General features: G+C 71.6%; 10 protein-coding genes. 1 reads left to right on the top strand and 9 read right to left on the bottom strand.

The features are described from left to right. The first annotated feature begins 229 nt into the window (after positions 1 to 229). Positions 230 to 2,122, top strand: coding sequence for a glycosyl hydrolase family 18 protein (locus EIZ44_RS41730; RefSeq protein WP_037815448.1), 1,893 nt, complete (start codon positions 230 to 232; stop codon positions 2,120 to 2,122). 208 nt (positions 2,123 to 2,330) lie between these two features. Here the strand turns inward: EIZ44_RS41730 and EIZ44_RS41725 are convergent, their stop codons facing one another. The 9 genes from EIZ44_RS41725 to EIZ44_RS45845 form a co-directional block, all read right to left on the bottom strand. Continuing rightward, positions 2,331 to 3,278, bottom strand: coding sequence for a copper transporter (locus EIZ44_RS41725; protein WP_037815445.1), 948 nt, complete (start codon positions 3,276 to 3,278; stop codon positions 2,331 to 2,333). Beyond that, a complete protein-coding gene (steA, locus tag EIZ44_RS41720) occupies positions 3,275 to 4,459 on the bottom strand; it encodes a putative cytokinetic ring protein SteA (protein WP_037815443.1) in 1,185 nt (394 codons plus the stop codon). Before steA ends, EIZ44_RS41725 begins: the two co-directional genes overlap by 4 nt. 102 nt (positions 4,460 to 4,561) lie before the next feature. Further along, positions 4,562 to 5,710, bottom strand: a complete 1,149-nt coding sequence (locus tag EIZ44_RS41715; RefSeq protein ID WP_037815442.1) for a DUF1266 domain-containing protein — start codon at positions 5,708 to 5,710, stop codon at positions 4,562 to 4,564. Between the two features lie 9 nt (positions 5,711 to 5,719). Further along, complete coding sequence (gene recN / locus EIZ44_RS41710) at positions 5,720 to 7,504, bottom strand: DNA repair protein RecN (protein ID WP_167754448.1); 1,785 nt, start codon at positions 7,502 to 7,504, stop codon at positions 5,720 to 5,722. 97 nt (positions 7,505 to 7,601) lie between these two features. Continuing rightward, on the bottom strand, positions 7,602 to 8,531 hold the full coding sequence (locus EIZ44_RS41705) for an NAD kinase (RefSeq protein WP_037815439.1): 930 nt from the start codon (positions 8,529 to 8,531) through the stop codon (positions 7,602 to 7,604). After that, entirely contained in the window at positions 8,528 to 9,346 is an 819-nt protein-coding gene (locus EIZ44_RS41700; protein WP_134734325.1) for a TlyA family RNA methyltransferase, read from the bottom strand. Before EIZ44_RS41700 ends, EIZ44_RS41705 begins: the two co-directional genes overlap by 4 nt. A gap of 5 nt (positions 9,347 to 9,351) precedes the next feature. Further along, positions 9,352 to 9,558: a hypothetical protein gene (locus tag EIZ44_RS41695; protein WP_009079580.1), complete on the bottom strand. Its 207-nt coding sequence runs from the start codon at positions 9,556 to 9,558 to the stop codon at positions 9,352 to 9,354. Positions 9,559 to 9,574: 16 nt separating this feature from the next. Further along, positions 9,575 to 10,552 (bottom strand): HAD-IIA family hydrolase, encoded by a 978-nt coding sequence (locus EIZ44_RS41690; protein ID WP_134734324.1) that lies wholly within the window; start codon positions 10,550 to 10,552, stop codon positions 9,575 to 9,577. Then, positions 10,545 to 13,049, bottom strand: coding sequence for a hypothetical protein (locus EIZ44_RS45845; RefSeq protein WP_240691558.1), 2,505 nt, complete (start codon positions 13,047 to 13,049; stop codon positions 10,545 to 10,547). The genes EIZ44_RS41690 and EIZ44_RS45845 overlap by 8 nt, the downstream gene beginning before the upstream one ends. Between the last annotated feature and the right edge of the window lie 186 nt (positions 13,050 to 13,235).

Here is a 13,235-nt window from a genome sequence, read left to right as displayed (position 1 = left end):
ACCACTCGCCCCGCTTGGAACAGGCCGTTCGTCGGGCCTTTCCGGACACTTCACCACAAAACGCCCAGGCGCGGAAATTGGTCTAGTCCACAGTATTGACTCCGGCTGTGCCCTGGTTCACATTCGACTACGGGCCGGCCCCCGCTCCTGCAGTGATCACCCGATGTCCGACGCTTGCCGCGCATTCCGGTGCGGCGGGCGGACTTCGCTTGTGCGAGGGAGAACCCTTATGCCCCACCGGACCTTGAGACCGCTGGCCGTGGCCTGCGCCGCCCTGGCCGCCGTGGTCGTGGCCGGTCTCGCCATCCTGGCCCGGCCCGCCCCGGCCACCGCGACGCCCGCGCCCTCCTCGGGAGGCCTGCGCATCGCCTACTTCGACCAATGGAGCATCTACCAGAACGCCTACTACCTCAAGAACGTCGACAAGATCGCCGACAACATCGACTACCTGCTCTACGACTTCGAGAACATCGACCCGAACAACCTCACCTGCTTCGAGACGACCAAGGCGACCACCCCCGACCCGGGCGGCGAGGACGACCCGAACGCGGGCGACGGCGCGGGCGACCAGTTCGCCGACTACCAGAAGTCGTTCGGCTCGGACATCAGCGTCGACGGCACCGCCGACACCTACAACATGCCGATCGTCGGCAACTTCCACCAGCTGCAGGAACTCAAGGCCCGGCACCCGAAGCTGAAGGTGCTGCTGTCGCTCGGCGGCTGGACCTACTCGAAGTACTTCTCCGACGCCGCGGCCACGGACGCCTCCCGCAAGAAGTTCGTGAGCTCCTGCATCGACATGTTCATCAAGGGCAACATCCCGGCCGCGGGCGGTTTCGGCGGCCCCGGCACCGCCGCGAACATCTTCGACGGGTTCGACATCGACTGGGAGTACCCGGCGCACCCCGGCGGCCACACGGGCAACCACTACAGCCCCAACGACACCCAGAACTTCACCTCGCTGCTCGCCGAGTTCCGCGGCCAGCTGGACGCGCTGGGCAAGCACTACGCGCTTTCGGCCGCCCTGCCCGGCGGCCAGGACAAGATCGCGAAGATCCAGACCGACAAGATCCACCAGTACATGGACTTCGCGGACCCGATGACCTACGACATGCACGGCGCGTGGGACAAGACCGGTCCGACGAACTTCCAGGACCCGCTCTACCCCTCGCCGAACGACCCGTCGACGCCCATTCCGCCGGGCACCGAGAAATACACCATCGACCAGGTGATGAAGGCGTACACGCAAGGAGATCCGGCGTACGGCATCCCCGGCGGGTTCCCGGCCTCGAAGCTGACCCTGGGCATCCCGTTCTACTACCGCGGCTGGACCGGCGTCCCGGCCGGCTCGAACCACGGGCTGTACCAGACGGCGACCGGTCCGTCCGCTCCGCATCCGTTGAGCGGCAACGTGCCCGGCGTCGCGATGTACAAGGAACTCACCGGCGTGGTCGACAACCCGGCGACCACCTTCTGGGACCCGACAACGCAATCCGCGTGGTTCTACGACGGGACGAGCTTCTACGGCGGTTCGTCGAAGCAGTCGATCAAGGCGCGCACCGATTACATCCATTGCAACGGCCTCGGCGGCGCGATGATGTTCTCGCTCTACGACCTCGACCCCGATTCGACGCTGTTCCACGCCGTGGTGGACGGGCTCGCCGCGCCGACGGAGGGCTGCTCCGGCCCGCCGCCGACCACCTCGACGACGCCCACCACTCCCACGACGCCGACCACCCCCACGACCCCGACCACGCCGACGACCCCGACCACGCCCACCACTCCCACGACTCCGCCGGGCGGCCAGTGCACCGCGGCGGCCTGGGATTCGGGCAAGGTCTACAACGGCGGCGCGGTCGTGTCGTACAACAACCACACCTGGACGGCGAAGTGGTGGACGCAGGGCGAGCAGCCCGGCACCTCGGACGTCTGGTCGGACAACGGAGCCTGCTCCGGCAGCGGCGGTCCCACCACCGCGTGCCCGGCGGCGTGGAACACCTCCCAGTCCTACAACGCCGGCGCGGTCGTGTCCTACAACGGCCACCGCTGGTCCGCCAAGTGGTGGACGCGAGGCGAAACGCCCGGCAGCGCCGCGGTCTGGGCCGACAACGGCACCTGCTGACCCCGCAGCAGGCGCGTGAATGACGGCGGCGCCGAGTTCTCCACCCCGACAGGAGACCCGGCGCCGCTGCCTTGCCTGTGCTGGTTTTCCCGCCCCGAAGGGAAACCGCCGCGTTATCCGCGAACACAGTCGGCGGCGGTACCGGATTTCCTCGCCCACGAAGGGAATCCGGTGCCGCCGCCGACTGGTGTGCGGGAGGCGAAAAGTCTCAGTTCCCCGAAGCGGTCACGCCCGGCGCGATCGCCTGCGCGTTGCCCGCGATGCCGTACCGTCCCGAACCGCCGTTGAGCTGTTCCTGCAACGCCAGGATCGTCGCGACCCGGCCCGCGGCCGAATCCGCGTTGTCCACAGTGGACAGAATCGACGTGGCCGAGGTGTCCGCGCGCACCACCCCGATCGGGCCGGAACCGCCCGCCGAACCCGGGTCCCCGGCGAGCACCGTGCCCGCGCCGGAGCGGTCCATCTGCGCGGCGAACCGCGCGATCGTCGCGGCCCGGTCCCCCGCGCCGTCGCCGGTCTGCTGTGCTCCGGTCAGCACGATCGCCAACTGCGCGGGCTGCACGCCCTGGCTCGGCTTCACGAAACCGCCGTCGGTCAGCCCGCCGAGCGCGGCGGCGAGTTCGTCGCCGCTCGACTGCGGTTTCGCGCTCGCCTTGTCCAGCAGCAGCGTCGAACCGAGCAGCGCGCCGGCGAGCGTGCCGGAGTCGCCCGCGGTCGGGAACTTCGCCCCGGCCGGCTGCAGCCGCGTGACGACGTCGCGCAACTGGTCGGCCTTCGCCGGGTCGGTGAACGCGTCGGTGAGCTGGAGTTCGCCGGTGACCGAGGCGCCGGCCTGGCCGACGAGCTTCTTGAGCGCGTCGCGGTCGGCCGGGCGCGCGTCCTGCGTGGTGACGATGACGACGCTGCGCTTGTCGAGCGCGCCCGCGACGACCTTCGGGCCCATCGTCCCGGCGAACGCGTCGGCGTCGGACAGCCGCGCGTTGAGCGAATTGCGCTGCGCTTCGAGATCGGCGACCTGCGTGCCGAGGTCTTTCTTCTGGTCCGCGAGCCCGGACAGCAGCGAACCGTTGAGCGCGGTCGAGCCCAGCACCACGCCGACGGCCAGCGCCAGGAAGCACGCGGTGATGGAAACGATGTGGTACCGCAGGGAAATCACGTGAAGAGACCCTTCACCCAGGCGACGAACGTGGACCAGGTGTGCTGGATCCACTCGAGATAGACGGAGCCGACGTCGGAGACCAGCAGCGCGGCGATGACGACGACGATGGCGGCGAGCACGAGCAGCGCGACCGCGCCGAGCGACACCCGGGCCCGGTGCAGCGTCGCGACGGCCTTGCCGTCGACCAGCTTCGTGCCGAGCTTGAGCCGCGTGAGGAACGTGGACGGGTTCGACCCGGACCGGCCGTGGTCGAGGAATTCCCGCAGCGTGGCCTGGAATCCGACGGTGACCACCAGGCTCGCGCCGTGCGCGTCGGCCAGCAGCAGGGCGAGGTCCTCGGCGTTGCCGGACGCCGGGAAGGTGACCGCGCCGATGCCCAGGTCCTGGATCCGCTCGACGCCCGGCGCGTGCCCGTCCGGCTGCGCGGGGACGACGACCTCGCCGCCGCTGCGCAGCGTCGCGGTGCCGATCCCGGTCGGGTCGCCGACCATGACGTCCGGCTGATAACCCTGCGCGCGCAGGGTGTCCGCGCCCGCGTCGACGCCGATCAGCACCGGCCGGTGCTCGCCGATGTACTTCTTGAGCTTCTTGAGGTCCTCGGCGTGCCCGTTCCCCGCGGCGACGACCAGCACGTGCCGGTCGCGCACCGGGACCTTCAGCTCCGGCACGCCGACGCCGTCGAGGATCAGCGTCCGCTCGCGGCGCAGGAACTCGATCGTGTTGGCGGAGAAGGCTTCCAGCTGGGTCGACATCCCGGCCTTCGCCTCGATCATCTGGTCGGCGACGCTTTCCGGGGTCTGCTCGACCCCGGTCGCCAGCTGCCGCTCCCCCAGGTAGACCGCGCCTTCGTGGACGCGCAGCTTCGTGCCGTCCTTGACGCTGCGCAGCAGGTCCCCGCCGACCGAGTCGACCAGCGGGATGCCCGCCGCCACGAGGATTTCCGGGCCGAGGTTGGGGAACCGGCCGGAAATCGACGGCGACGCGTTGACCACCGCGGCGACCTCGGCGGCGACCAGCGCGTCGGCCGTGGCCCGGTCGAGGTCGAGCTGGTCCAGCACGACGATGTCGCCCGCGCTGACCCGGCGCAGCAGTTCCCTCGTGCGCCGGTCGACCCGCGCGACACCGATGACGCCGGGGAGGGCTTCTTGGTTCCGCGCGAGTAGACCAGTGAGCTTCATGTGGCTGATGGTGACAAATTTGTGCCGGGGTGCGGAGCCGACGCGCCGATGCGGACGTGACTCGTTGTGGTGAGCCATGTCGCGCGGTAGGCGGAGCCGGGGTTAACTGTGCGGTCCGCCCGCCTCGAAATCGAGGTTGGACCAGGGGCTCGCGGGATCGTTCAGCAGCCGGTGGCGCACCCGGGCGGCCGAAACGTATTCCGGGCCGAATTCCTCGCCGTCGAGCGCGAGCAGCCTGCCCAGCACGTATCCGGTGGACAATTCCGCCCAGGAACCGTGGTAGCGCCGGGCGATCGCGCCGGCTTCCAGCACCATCAATTCCGCGGTGAGCGCGTCGCAGTACCCGACCGCCAAACCCCAGCGCGCCAATTCGACCGCGCGGCCGACGTCCCAGCCGATGATGCTGTCCACCACGCCGTCCGGCTCGAGCAGGCCGTCGGCGCGGAACCGCTGTTCGTACCGGACGATCCGGCGCACCGCCTCGAGGAGCGGCCCGGCCTGGTCCTCGGCGTCGTTGTCGGCGCACCACTGCCGGACCAGCTCGACCCAGCCGTAGACGTCCAGCGCCAGCCCGCTGCGGGCGCGCAGCACGAGCACGAGGTTTCCGGTGGTGAGCTGGTAGGAATCGCCGAGCAGCCGGTCCATCGCGGCCCGCCAGTCCGTCGCGTCCGCGACGCCCCACCAGTCGCGCAGGCCGCGGACCTCGGCGACGTAGTCGTGGTAGCGCGCGTCGAGGACGTTCCACGGTTCGGCCGACAGCACCGCCTGGTGCGCGCCGCAGGCGAGCGCGTGCGCGACCGGACCGTCGAGAAGTCCGTACCGGGCCGTGTAAAGCCGCTCGACCTGCTGCTCCACCGCGGTGACCCGGTGCGGGTTCGCGTCGACCCAGGGCAGCACGGCCGCCGCGCTCACCCGCCATTCGCCGAGCGTGCCGCGGTTGAACACGACCTGTTCCTCGTGGCCGAGACCGTGCGTGGCCCAGTCGAGGTCGCCGCTGAGGAAGACCACGTCCGCGCCGAAATCCGGCAGCGCGCCGCGGGTGAACACCTGCAGCGACGGTTCGCCGCCGTGCGCGCAGCAGACTTTCGCGGGCGACCAGGTCCGGTCCTGCGCGAGCCGTTGCGCCTCGTCCCGGTGGATCGGCACGAACAGCTCCTCGTCGCCGAGGAGTCCGAGGAAGCGGTCGAGATCGTCCTCCCGCCGCGCGCGGGCGAGTTCGGCTTCGACGTCGGCCAGCGTGGCCCAGGTCATGGAATCCGGTCAGCCCTTCTTCGCGCGCTTGCGCTTCGCGCCGGTGTTCTTCGCCTTGTCTTTCTCCGCCTTGGCAAGGAGTTCCTCGGCGTGCGCGCGGCCGGTCTCGGTGCCGTCCATGCCGGCGAGCATCCGGGCCAGCTCGCGCACCCGGTCGTCCTGGTCGAGCGTTTTCACGCCGCTGCGCGTGACGCCGCCGCTGGTTCCCTTGTCCACCACCAGATGCTGGTCGGCGAACGCGGCGACCTGCGGCAGGTGCGTGACCACGAGGACCTGGTGCGTGCGCGCGAGCCGCGCGAGCCGCCGTCCGATCTCGACCGCGGCCCGGCCGCCGACCCCGGCGTCGACCTCGTCGAACACCAGCGTCTGCACGGTGTCCGCGTGCGCCAGCACCACCTCGATCGCCAGCATCACCCGCGAAAGCTCACCGCCCGAAGCGGCCTTGTGCACCGGCAGCGGCGGCGCGCCGTTGTGCGCCCGCAGCAGCAGTTCCACTTCGTCGACGCCGTCCGGGCCCGCGTGCACCGCGTGTCCGTCGATCGCGAGCGCCTGCCGGTCGCCGTGCTCGGCCGGACGCTGCTCGACGGTGATCTCCAGCTCCGCCTGCCCCATCGCGAGACCGGACAGCTCCTTGGTGATCGCCGTCGCCAGTTCCGCGGCCGCCTTGCCCCGCGCGGCGGAAACCTCGGTGGCGTGCGCGACCAGCTGCACAGCCAGCTCGTCCCGGCGCAATGCCAGCGCGGACAGGGCTTCTTCGGACGTGTCCATCGATTCGAGCCGCCGGCGCGCGTCTTCGGCCCACGCCAGCACTCCGTCGACATCCGCGGCGTACTTGCGGGTGAGCCGCTTGAGATCGGCCTGCCGCGCGAGCACCTTCTCCAGCAGCGCCGGGTCGGCGTCCAGGTTCTCGACGTAACTGCCCAGCTCCGCGCCGACGTCGCTCAGCAGCGTAGAAGCTTCTTCCAGCCGCGGAACGAGGTCGCTCAGCGCGGAATCCTCCGCCGACACCAGCCGCCGCACCGCCTCGCCGACCAGGCCGAGCGCGCCCGGCGCGTCCGGATCGCCGTCCTGCGCGCCGGACACCGCCGCGTGCGCCTCGGTGGCCGTCGCACGCAGTTCGTCGACCGCGGCGAGCCGTTTGATCTGCTCGGTGAGCTCGACGTCCTCGCCCGGTTCGGGGGCGACCGCGTCGATCTCGTTCAGCCCGTGCTTCAGCAGGTCCGCCTGCTGCGCCATCTCGCGGGAGCGGTTGGAGCGCTCGCTCAGCTCGGTGATGACGGCCAGCCATTCCTCGCGGACCTGGCGGTACGCGGCGAGCGGCCGCCCGACGTCTTCGCCGGCGAACCGGTCGATGACCGCGCGCTGCTCGGCCGGGCGCAGCAGCCGCAGCTGGTCGTTCTGCCCGTGCACGGCGATCACCTGCTCGGACAGGTCGGACAGCACCCCGACCGGCACCGACCGGCCGCCCAGGTGCGCCCGCGAGCGCCCGTCGGCCGCGACCGTGCGCAGCGCGATGACGCTGCCGTCCTCGTCGACGTCGGCCCCCGCGTCGGTGACGATGCGGGCGGCCGCGTCGTCCTTGCCCACGGTGAACCGGCCCTCGACGAATGCCTTCAGCATCCCGTTCCGGACCTTCGACGCCTCGGCCCGTCCGCCCGAGAGCAGATGCAGCCCGGTGACGACCATGGTTTTGCCCGCACCCGTCTCACCGGTGACCACGGTGAAGCCCGCGTGCAGTTCCAGCAGGGCTTCCTCGATGACTCCGAGGCCCTGGATGCGCATCTCGGCCAGCACGACGCATACGGTAGCGGCCCGCACCGACCTTCTGTGCGTTCGAGGTCCGCTAACTCTTCTTTTCGCTGGTCGAACACTTGTGCGGGCGCGTCGCGGATCAGCCGCCCTGGCGCTCCCCGCCGCGCCGGTCGCGCCAGCTGCGCACCGGCAGGCCGAACTTGTACACCAGCCGGTCGGTGAACACGCCGTCCCACAGCCGCACCAGCCGCACCGGCTGCTTGCCGCACACGACGCGCACCAGCGCGCCCGGCGGCAGGTCGAACGACCGCAGCCCGTCGCAGGTCAGCGCCGCCTTCGGGCCCTTCGGGTCGATGCCGACGGTGATCACCGACTCGGGTGACACGACGAGCGGACGGGAGAACATCGCGTGCGCGTTGCTCGGCACCACGAGCAGTGCCTCGACGTCCGGCCACAGCACCGGGCCGCCCGCGGAGAAGGCGTACGCGGTGGAGCCGGTCGGCGTCGCGCACAGCACGCCGTCGCAGCCGAAGGACGACACCGGGCGGCCGTCGACCTCGATCAGCGCGTCGAGCACCCGCTCGCGGCTGAACTTCTCGACGCTGGCCTCGTTGAGCGCCCAGGTCCGGTAGATCTCCGCGCCGTCGGCGGTGACCGTGACGTCGACCGTCATCCGGTCCTCGACGTGGTATTCGCGGTCGACCACGCGCTGCACGGCGTCGGCGAGCGCGTCCGAATCGGCCTCGGCGAGGAAGCCGACGCGGCCGAGGTTCACGCCGAGCACCGGCACCTCGGCCGGGCGCGCGAGCTCCGCCGCGCGCAGCAGGGTCCCGTCGCCGCCGAGCACGAACACGAGTTCCGCGCCCTCGGCCGGGTTGTGCTCGGGCGCGACCACGGTGCACGGCTTCGCCATGCAGCCGTCCGGGTCGATCAGCTGGAGAACGTCCTCGTCGAGCACGCGCAGCCGGATCCCGGCCTTGGCGAACCGCTGGGACACCTCGCGGGCGGCCTCCCGGGTGGTGTCCCGGTCGGGGTGCACCACGAGGAGCACTTCACGTTCGGCGGTCACTGGGGTCCTTCCTGGACTGCGGCGCGCACGAGCCGTTCGGCGTCCTCGCTGCCCGCGTCTTCCGGCTCCGTTTTGCGGAGCCACACGAAGTATTCGACGTTCCCGGAGGGTCCCGGCAACGGGCTCGCGACGACCCCGCGCAGCGACAGGCCGAGCTTCGCGGCTTCGGCGAGCACGCCCAGCACGGATTCGACGCGCAGTTCCGGATCGCGCACCACGCCGCCGCTGCCGAGCCGGTCCTTGCCGACCTCGAACTGCGGTTTGACCATCGGCAGCAGATCCGCGCCGTCGCGCGCGCACTCGGCGAGCGCGGGCAGCACGAGCTTGAGCGAGATGAAGGAAAGGTCGCCGACGACGAGATCCACCTGCCCGCCGAGGACGTCCGGCGTCAGGTTGCGGACGTTCGTGCGGTCGAGGACCACGACGCGATCGTCGGTCTGCAGCTTCCAGTCGAGCAGCCCGCGCCCGACGTCGGCGGCGATAACCTTGTCGGCGCCGTTTCGCAGCAGCACATCGGTGAACCCGCCGGTGGACGCGCCCGCGTCGAGACAGCGACGGCCCTCGACGGTGAGCCCCTCGGGACCGAAACGCTCAAGCGCGCCAAGGAGTTTGTGCGCACCGCGCGACGCCCAGCCCGGGTCGTCCTCGTCCTTCACGACGATCGGCGCGTCGTTTTCCACGCCGGTGGCGGGCTTCGTGGCGACCATGCCGCGCACGGTGACCTTGCCGCCGGTGATGAGCGCGGAGGCCTGTTCGCGGGAGCGCGCGAGTCCGCGCCGCACGAGTTCCGCGTCGAGCCTGGCCCGTTTGGCCACGCCGGTCAGACCTTGTCGATGCTGGACAGGGCCACGGTCAGCTCGGTGTGCACGGCCTCGAACCGGTCCACGTGCTCGGCGGGCGGCAGCGTGTCGAGGTCGTCGAGCCCGGCGACGGCCTCGTCGATGCCCGCCCGCGGGTCAGTCTGCTGCGGGCCGGGTCCGGGGATCGGCGGGGGTCCGGGAACCGGCCGCGGAACGTTCGGGTGCACAGCCCCAAACTACCAGTCAGGCCAGCCCGAGCCCGGTCACTGCCGCCGCGGCCGCGTCGCCGTCCGCGCGCACCTGCGAGACCCCGGTGCGCCACGCCGCGTCGCACAGCGCGCGCAGCAGGTCGAGCTTGTCGCCTTCGCCGCGGACGGTCAGCTCGTCTCCTTCGCTGATCTCCCAGCCGGTTCGCTTGCCGACGCGCAATTCGTCGGCCGGCTGCGCGAGCGCGGTGAGGTCGGCGGCGAGGTGAGTCGGCCGTTCCGCCGGGATCGCGGTGAGCAGCGTCGCCGGAGTCGCGATGCCGGTGAGGACGCACAGCGAGTCGAGCCCCGCCGCGACCGCACCCGCGATGTCCGTGTCGAGCCGGTCCCCGACCACCAGCGGGCGCTTCGCCTTCGCCGACCGCGCGGCCGTCTCGAACAGCAGCGGCTGCGGCTTCCCCGCGACGACCGGCTCCGCCCCGGTGGCGATCTTGAGCGCCCCGACCATGGACCCGTTGCCCGGCATCAGCCCGCGCTCGGTGGGCAGCGTGGTGTCGGTGTTCGTCGCGACCCACAGCCCGCCTGCCCGGATCACGATGCTCGCCTCGGCGAGGTCCGCCCATCCGGTTTCCGGCGAATGTCCTTGCACCACCGCGGAAACGTCGTCGCCCGCGGTCCGCACCGGCTCCAGTCCCACGGCGGAGATCTGGTCGCCGAGCGAGACGGTGCCGACGATGAGCACCTTCGCCCGGGACGGCAGCCGGTCCCGAAGGAGCCCGGCCGCCGCCTGAGCGCTCGTGTGCACCTCTTCGGTGTCCGCGGAGATCCCGAGGTCCCGGAGATGCTCCGCGACCGCCGACGGGGCCTTGGACGCGTTGTTGGTCACGAACCGGATCGCCGTGCCCTGTTCGCGCACGGCGGCCACGGCTTCCGCGGCGCCCTCGATCACCTGCGTCCCGTGGTACACGGTGCCGTCGAGATCGAACAGCAGCGCGTCGTAGGCCACGTCAGTCATCCGACTCGCTGGAACCGTTCGCCTCGTTCGCGTTCGCCTCGTTCGCCAGGTCCGCGGCCCGCTCGGCGGCGTCGGTCTCGTCCTCGGCGTCGGCCTCCGCGGCGTTCAGGAACCACTGCACGGCCTCTTCCTTGCGCCCGGCAGCCTCGAGGTTGTCGGCGTACGCGTAGAACAGGCGCGCGCTCCACGGATCGCGCTTGGCAGCCTGGAGGTCCGGCCCCTGCAACGACACGACCGCCGCGTCCAGCTGCCCGAGATCGCGCCGCGCGCCCGCCGCGACGATCGCCAGCTCGACCTGGGTCGACTTGGTGAGCCGTTCCTTGTCGGTCTCCTTGGCGAGGTCGAGGGCGCGCTCCGGACGTCCGAGCGCGCGCTCGGCGTCCGCGATGATCGCGATGTGCTCGTCGCTGCGCGTCATCCGCCGGACGGCACGCAGTTCGGACAGCGCTTCCTGCCAGTTGCCGGCGTGGTAAGCGACCAGCCCGAGCCCTTCGCGGACGATCGGCACCCGAGACGCCTTGGTCTTCGCGTACCGCGCGTGCTCGAGCGCGGCCTCCGGGTCCTCGTCGACCAGCCCGCCCGCGGCGACCAGATGCTTCCCGACGGTCTCCGCGAGCCCCTTCGGCAGGGTCCGCAGCTCGCGGCGAACTTCCTCGTCGAGGTCGGAGAACTCGATGTCCTCAGGCAGTTCCGGAGCTTCGAGCAGCTCGCGGGCGAGTGCCGCGTCCTGCTCCTCGACCGTCACCGGCCGCTTGGTGCGCGGACGGTCGTCCCTGCGGTCACGCCGGTCACCCCGGCTGTCGCGGCTGTCCCTGCTGCCACGGTTGTCGCGGTCGCTGCGATTGTCGCGCTCCCGACGGTCCTGCCGCTCGCCGCGGTCGTCCCGGCTGTCCTGCGGCCGTTCCTGGCCCTCAGCGGCCTCGACGCTGTCGGTCCGGTCCCCCGCACCCGACTCGACGTCCGCGGTACCCGAGCCCACAGTCACCTCGTCGACCACCGCGGATTCCTCGACCGCAGCCGACGAGGTCTCCTCGACCTCGTCGCGCCGCCCGCGGACACCCTCGTCCTGACGGTCATTCCGGAACCCACCGTCGCGCTGGTCCTTGCGGAACCCGCCCGAACGCTCGTCCCGGCGATCCCCGCCAGGCCGCTTGTCCCCGGCGCGGTCGTCGCGACGGAACCCGCCGGACCGCTCGCCCCGATAGCCGCCCTCGTCGCGCCGTTCATTGCGGAACCCGCCGGAGCGGTCATCACGCCGGTCGTTCCGGTATCCGCCGGAGCGATCGTCGCGCCGATCCCCGCGGTAACCGCCTTCATCGCGGCGGTCATTGCGGAACCCACCGGACCGATCGTCCCGCCGGTCTCCGCGGTAGCCGCCTTCGTCGCGCCGCTCATTGCGGAAGCCGCCCGAACGGTCGTCCCGCCGGTTGTCGCGGAACCCGCTGGAGCGATCGTCCCGGCGATCCCCGCGGTAACCGCCTTCGTCGCGGCGGTCATTGCGGAACCCGCCCGGACGGCTGTCGCGACGCTCGTCGCGATCGTTGCGGAACCCGCGGTCGTCGCGCCGGTTTCCACCGAACCGGTCGTCCCGGAATCCGCCGGAACCCCGGTTCCCGCCACGGAATCCACCGTCGCGCGGACCGCGGTCGTCCCGGTCCCGGTAGCCACCGGGTTTGCCGCCGCGGTCATCCCGGTAGCCGCCCGGCTTGCCACCGCGGTCATCCCGGTAGCCCCCGGGTTTGCCACCCCGGTCGTCCCGATACCCGCCCGGCTTGCCACCGCGGTCGTCGCGGTAGCCGCCGCGCGCCTCGCGATCGCCGGGCTTGCCACCGCGGTTGTCACGGTCGCCGTAACCGCCGCGCCGGTCGTTGTCGCGGAATCCGCCGGACCCGCGCCGATCGTCGCGGAACCCACCACCCTGGGAGTCCTTGCCGCGGTATCCGCCCGGCCCGCGCCGGTCGTCGCTGCCGCGCCGGTCGTCGTTCCAGCGCCCGCCGGACCGCTCCCCGTACGAGGACTTGCCCTGCGGCCGCCCGCCGCGATCGCTGTAAGACTTCCCTTCCGGACGATCACCGTACGACTTGCCGGGCCCGCCGGAGCGCTCGCCGTAGGAAGAACGTCCCTCGGGACGCCCCGAACGGTCCCCGTAGGGCTTGCCGCCGGAACGGTCGCCGTAAGACTTGCCTTGCGGACGGTCGAACTCGCGCTTGCCGCGGGGGCGGAAGTCGCGGTCGTCGTCGCGCTTCGCGCCGTATCCGCGGTTTTCGCGAGGGCCGTCGCCGCGATCGGGTCGGCCGGCGAACCCGCCGGACCCGCGTGCGCCGCGGTCGTCCCGCCTGGGCCGGCCCTGGTGGCTGTCCCGCCCGCCGCGGTCCTGCCGCGCGCCGCGCCGGTCTCCCCGGGGCGCGTCGGACCGGCCGCCGCGGGAGTCCTGGTCGCGGCGAGCCGACCGACCGGACCCCTCATCCGCTGAGTCACGTCGACCGAACTCGGACACCTGGCCTCCTGCCATAGACAACTCTGGAATTCTGAAGACGGCCCTCCGTACGAGGGCCGATTGACTATCCTACGGGCCCGTTCGGAGCAACCTCGCGCGGGCGGACCTGAGCCGCCTCGCGCGCCCTCCGAGCGGACGCGAACATGAGTCTGGGCCCCGGGAGAACCACCAGGGGTTCTCGGACCG

Origin of the sequence: Amycolatopsis nivea, from assembly GCF_004522235.1 — a bacterium.
Taxonomy (GTDB): Bacteria; Actinomycetota; Actinomycetes; order Mycobacteriales; family Pseudonocardiaceae; genus Amycolatopsis; species Amycolatopsis nivea.
Note: the sequence above shows the minus strand (reverse complement) of the source record. Positions and strands in the feature narration are given on the sequence as shown.